Annotated in this window: 4 protein-coding genes; 2 read left to right on the forward strand and 2 right to left on the reverse strand. The window is 71.3% G+C overall.

From position 1 onward, the window contains the following. On the reverse strand, nucleotides 1-631 hold a 631-nt coding region (locus BN10_RS17560), incomplete at its 3' end, for a hypothetical protein (RefSeq protein ID WP_198014074.1). A 55-nt stretch (nucleotides 632-686) separates the two neighbouring features. Here BN10_RS17560 and BN10_RS14910 point away from each other — a divergent pair. Further along, nucleotides 687-2012 (forward strand): polysaccharide biosynthesis protein, encoded by a 1326-nt coding sequence (locus BN10_RS14910; protein ID WP_198014075.1) that lies wholly within the window; start codon nucleotides 687-689, stop codon nucleotides 2010-2012. On the opposite strand, the gene polA is transcribed toward BN10_RS14910, so the two are convergent. Next, on the reverse strand, nucleotides 1962-4634 hold the full coding sequence (polA, locus tag BN10_RS14915; RefSeq protein WP_010852077.1) for a DNA polymerase I: 2673 nt from the start codon (nucleotides 4632-4634) through the stop codon (nucleotides 1962-1964). The genes BN10_RS14910 and polA overlap by 51 nt on opposite strands. A gap of 52 nt (nucleotides 4635-4686) precedes the next feature. On the opposite strand from polA, the gene BN10_RS14920 reads away from it, so the two are divergent. Then, the gene (locus BN10_RS14920) at nucleotides 4687-5136 is read left to right on the forward strand and encodes a hotdog fold thioesterase (protein ID WP_010852078.1); all 450 of its coding nucleotides are present in this window, start codon (nucleotides 4687-4689) and stop codon (nucleotides 5134-5136) included. Nucleotides 5137-5192: the final 56 nt, after the last annotated feature.

Raw genomic sequence — 5192 nt, forward strand, 5'->3', positions numbered from 1 at the left:
CCCAGCCGATCCCGAGGACGGCCAGCGCGGCGAGTTCTCGACCACGCCGATCGTGGCGGGTGACGCCGGCACCGAGGGCCGTGGCCAGGGCCACCAGGCCGCCCCACGGGGTGAGCGCCGCGGGCAGCGCCGCGAGCAGGACGAGGAGGACCCGTCGGGGCAGCGGGGCCCGGGACCGGGCCGCGAGCGCCACCCAGGGTGCCGCGGCATACGCGAGCAGGGTCGGCGCCTGCCCCATGAGCAGCCGCTCGGCGACGTAGGGGTTCCAGACGGCGACCGCGGCCGAGACGGCCGCCGGCAGCGGCCCCCATCGCGACACCAGCACAGCGACGCCGGTGCCCGCGAGCACCGGGACTGCCAGGAGCACAGCGAGCTGCTGCACTCCGGCGGGGACGACCGGCGCGAGCAGCCAGGTGAGCGCATCCAATGGCCAGGCCCTGAGGGAGGCATAGTCTCCGGGGAACCAGGAGGCCGGGCGGGCCGGCACCGGCGCGGTCACGAAGTCGCGATAGAGGAACTCCCCCCGTCCCAGGGAGCGCCACCACAGCAGGAGCGCCACCCCCACCGACACGACGGCTCCCGCCACGACGCCGGCGACCGCCGGGGAGCGTCTATCGGTCGTCGGCGCCACGGTCAGCAATGCTAGTTGCGGAACGCCAGCGCTCCGCGTGGCATCGTTGGTCACCGTGTCGGCGCAGGACGGCCCGCAGGGCGGCTCACGCGCAGCAGGCGGGATGGTCCGCATGCTGCGCACCGGCACCGTCCCTGCGCTGCTCATCTCGGTCGGGACGATGACCGCGAACCTGCTGGGCTACGGCTTCTTCCTCGTCCTCAACCGGACCCAGACGTCGGAGAACCTCGGAGCCCTGGTCGCCCTCACGAACCTGGCCGTGATCGGAGCCGTGCCGGCCTTGGCCCTCCAGCTCGTCGTCGCCCGTCGGGTCGCACGGGCGCGCGCGGCAGACGGCGACCAGGCGTCGGCCGGGGGCACCGCGCTGCGGACCGGCACCGTCGTCGGGGGCGCCATGATCCTGCTGACGTGCGTGCTCGCCCCGATCGTCATCTGGGGACTGCATCTCGACGGACCCACCCCGGCCTTGCTCCTGGCTCTGGTGGTCGGACCGACCTGCCTCACCTATGCGGTCCTCGGTGACCTCCAGGGGACCGATCGCTTCCTCGCCCTGGCCGGCCTCTATGTCACCGTGGGGCTCAGTCGCCTGCTGGCCGGCGTCCTGGCCGGTCTCGCCGGGTGGGGCGTCACGGGCGTGATGGCCGCCATCGCTGCCGCTGCCATCGTCGCGGCGCTGGTTGCCATGCTCGTCGTCGGCGCTCCCGCTGCCCGGGAGGCGCTGCGCCGCGGGCCGAGCTGGCACCGTCCCGTGCTTCACGGCATGACCGCGACCTCGGCACTTCTCGTCGTCTCCAGCCTCGACGCGCCCCTGGCGCGCCACTTCCTCGACCCGGTCGCCGCCGGGGAGTTCGCCGTCCTCACCATCTTCAGCAAGGCCGCCCTGTGGGCGCCGGCCTTCGTCGTCACCGTCGTCTATTCACGGATGGCGACCCGCCGCGGCTCGCGCCATGTGGGGCTGGCCGTCACCGCGACCGCAGCGATCGTCGCCCTCGGGATCCTGCTGACCATGCTGCTGCGTCAACCCTTGGCGCTGCTCGTCGGTGGGTCCTCCTACGCCCACCTGGCCGGCCTCGTGCCGCTCTTCACCGCCATCGGTGGCATGTGGGCCCTGGCCCAGGTCTTCGTGTACTGGCGGCTCGCGCGGGCGGACCATCGCTTCGGCCTGCTGCTCTGGGTCGTCGCGATCGCGGTCATCGTCACCGTGGCTGTCGCCCGGCACGACTCTGCGGCCCAACTGGCGTGGACCCTCTTCGGCGGCGGGTGCGCCGTCGTGCTCGTCGGCGCGACCCTCCTGGCGGTGGCGATGCGCCGCCACCGTGCGGGGGAGGTCCTAGTGGGCGGCCTCGTGCCAGGATCGCCCGACCCCGACGCTGACGTCTAGCGGGACGTCCATCACCGCGGCCGCGGCCATCTGCTCACGCACCAGTGCCTCGAGGTCGTCGCGCTCCCCCGGCGCGACCTCGAGGACCAGTTCGTCGTGCACCTGCAGCAGCATCCGCGACCTCGCGCCCGACGCGGCCAGGGCGCGGCCGACGCCCAGCATGGCGACCTTCATGATGTCTGCGGCCGAGCCCTGGATCGGGGCGTTGAGGGCCATCCGCTCGGCCATCTCGCGGCGCTGCCGGTTGTCGCTCGTCAGGTCGGGCAGGTAGCGGCGGCGCCCGAACATCGTCTCGGTGTACCCCTGCTTCCCTGCCTCGACGACGACATCGCGCAGGTAGTCGCGGACCCCGCCGAAGCGGGCAAAGTACTCGTCCATGAGGCCCTGCGCCTCACCGGTCGAGATACCCAATTGCTTGGACAGGCCGAAGGCCGACAGGCCGTAGGCCAGCCCGTAACTCATCGCCTTGACCTTGCTGCGCATCTCCGCGGTCACGTCGGCCGGCTCGACGCCGAACACCCGCGACCCGACGAAGCGGTGCAGGTCCTCCCCCGTTCGGAAGGCCTCGATCAGGCCCGCGTCCCCGGACAGGTGCGCCATGATCCGCATCTCGATCTGGCTGTAGTCCGCGGACATGAGCGACTCGAACCCGTCCCCGACGACGAAGGCCTCACGGATCCGCCGCCCCTCCTCGGTGCGGATCGGGACGTTCTGCAGGTTGGGGTCGGTCGAGGAGAGCCGCCCGGTGGCCGCGATCGTCTGGATGTAGGTCGTGTGGATGCGCGCGTCGTCGGCGACCGACTTGATCAGCCCCTCGACGGTCACGCGCAGGCGCGCGGTGTCGCGGTGCCGCAGCAGGGCCTCGAGGAAGGGGTGCTCGGTCTTGGCGAAGAGGTCGTTGAGGGCGTCAGCATCGGTGGTGTAACCGGTCTTGGTCCGCTTGGTCTTCGGCATGCCCAGCGTGTCGAAGAGCACCACTTGCAACTGCTTCGGGGAGCCGAGGTTGATCTGCTCACCGTCGATCGCGGCATACGCATCGGCCTGCGCTGCTGCCATCTTGCCTGCGAAATCGGCCTCGAGTGAGGTCAATCCGGCCAGGTCGGCCGCGATCCCGGTGCGCTCCATGTCCACCAACACGTCGACCAGCGGGAGCTCGATATCGGCCATCAAGGCCGTACCCCCGGTGTCGTCGAGCTGCTGGGACAGCGCTTCGGCAAGGTCGAGTACTGCCCTGGCGCGCACCATCGCCTCGTCGGCGGCGGCATCGTCGTCGGCCGCGAAGTCGAGCATCCCCTGGGGTTGCGCCGCCGCCTCGGGCTTGAGGTCACGCCCCACGTGCCGGAGCACGAGGTCGGCCAGGTCGTAGGAACGCTGGTCGGGGCGCACGAGGTAGGCCGCCAGTGCTGTGTCCGTGGAGACTCCCTTGAGGGGTATGCCGAGCGCGGCCAGGGCGTGCATCGGCCCTTTCGCGTCGTGCAGGACCTTGTGTCGCTCCGGATCCCCCGCCCACGACGCCACTGCCGCCTCGGCCTCCTCGTCGAGATCGATCAGCGGGATGAACCCCGCGACACCGTCAGGGGTGGCCACGGCCACAGCGCTGGCATCGCCGGTGCCCCGCCCCCACGTGCCGACGACGTGGACCCCGACCCGCGACCCCTTGGGCGCATGGTGCTCCAACCAGCCGCTGACGTCCTCGCTGCCCAGCACATTGGTGTCGAGGTCGAAGCCGCCCTGCGACTCGGCCTCCACCGGCTCGAGGTACTCGAAGAGCCGGTCGCGCAGCACTCGGAACTCCAGTCCGTCGAAGACGCGGTGCACCTCCTCGCGGTCCCAGTTGGTGCGGGCGAGGTCCTCGACATCGACCCCGATCTCCACGTCGCGGACGAGCTGGTTGAGGCGGCGGTTGCGCAGCACGCCGTCGAGGTGCTCGCGCAGCGCGTCACCCGCCTTGCCCTTGATCTCGTCGACGTGCGCGACCAGGCCGGTGAGGTCGCCGTACTGCCCCAGCCACTTCGCGGCAGTCTTGGGCCCGACACCGGGGACGCCGGGCAGGTTGTCGCTGGACTCGCCGACGAGCGCGGCGAGGTCGCTGTAGCGCTCGGGGCGCACGCCGTACTTCTCCTCCACCTTGTCCGGGGTCATCCGCCAGACCTCGGAGACACCCCGGACGGGATAGAGCAGGGTCACCTTGTCGCTGACGAGCTGGAAGGCGTCCCGGTCCCCCGAGCAGATGAGCACGTCCATGCCGGCCGCCTCGGCCTGGGTCGTCAGGGTCGCGATGAGGTCGTCGGCCTCGTAGCCCTCCGACTCCACGAACGGGATCCGCAGCGCCTGGAGCACCTCGTGCACCAACGGGATCTGGCCCGAGAACTCGGTCGGCGTCGCCGACCGGCCCGCCTTGTACTCGGCGTACTCCTCGCTGCGGAAGGTCTGTCGCGACTTGTCGAAGGCCACCGCGATGTGGGTCGGCTGCTCGTCACGCAGCATGTTGATGAGCATCGAGGTGAAGCCGTAGACGGCGTTGGTGTTCTGGCCCGTGCTCGTCGAGAAGTTCTCCGCCGGCAGCGCGTAGAACGCGCGGTAGGCGAGCGAGTGTCCATCGAGGAGGAGCAGTGTCGGCACGTGTGGCAGCCTAGGCGCAACCGCTGACACCCCGAGCACGAGAGGTGCCCCAATGACCGTCGACATCACCACCAGTACCCCGGACGAGGTGCTGGCCGCCGTCCGCGAGATGGAGGCGCTCAACCCGCGCTCCCTGAACGCCCGGATGGGCATCGAGGTCATCGAGGCCAGTGCCGAGCGGCTGGTCGCCACGATGCCGGTCGAGGGCAACACCCAGCCCTACGGCCTGCTCCACGGAGGCGCCTCGGTCGTGCTGGCCGAGTCGCTGGGTTCGATCGGGTCGGCCCTGCACGCCGGCCCGGACAAAGTGGTCGTCGGCGTCGACATCAACGCGACGCACCACCGGGCCGCGCGCGCCGGCCTGGTCACCGGCGTGGCCACCCCCCTCTCGGTGGGGCGCACGCTCAGCGTGTGGGAGATCGTCATCTCCGACGAGGAGGGCAAGCGCGTCTGCACCTCCCGGATCACCTGCCTGGTGCGCGAGCGCCCGCCGGGCGCCTGATCCCGCTCTGCCCGCTGGCCGGCCGGCCCAAGGCCAGCCCCCGGCGGCGCGATCCG

Origin of the sequence: Phycicoccus elongatus Lp2, assembly GCF_000367525.1 — a bacterium.
GTDB lineage: Bacteria > Actinomycetota > Actinomycetes > Actinomycetales > Dermatophilaceae > Phycicoccus_A > Phycicoccus_A elongatus.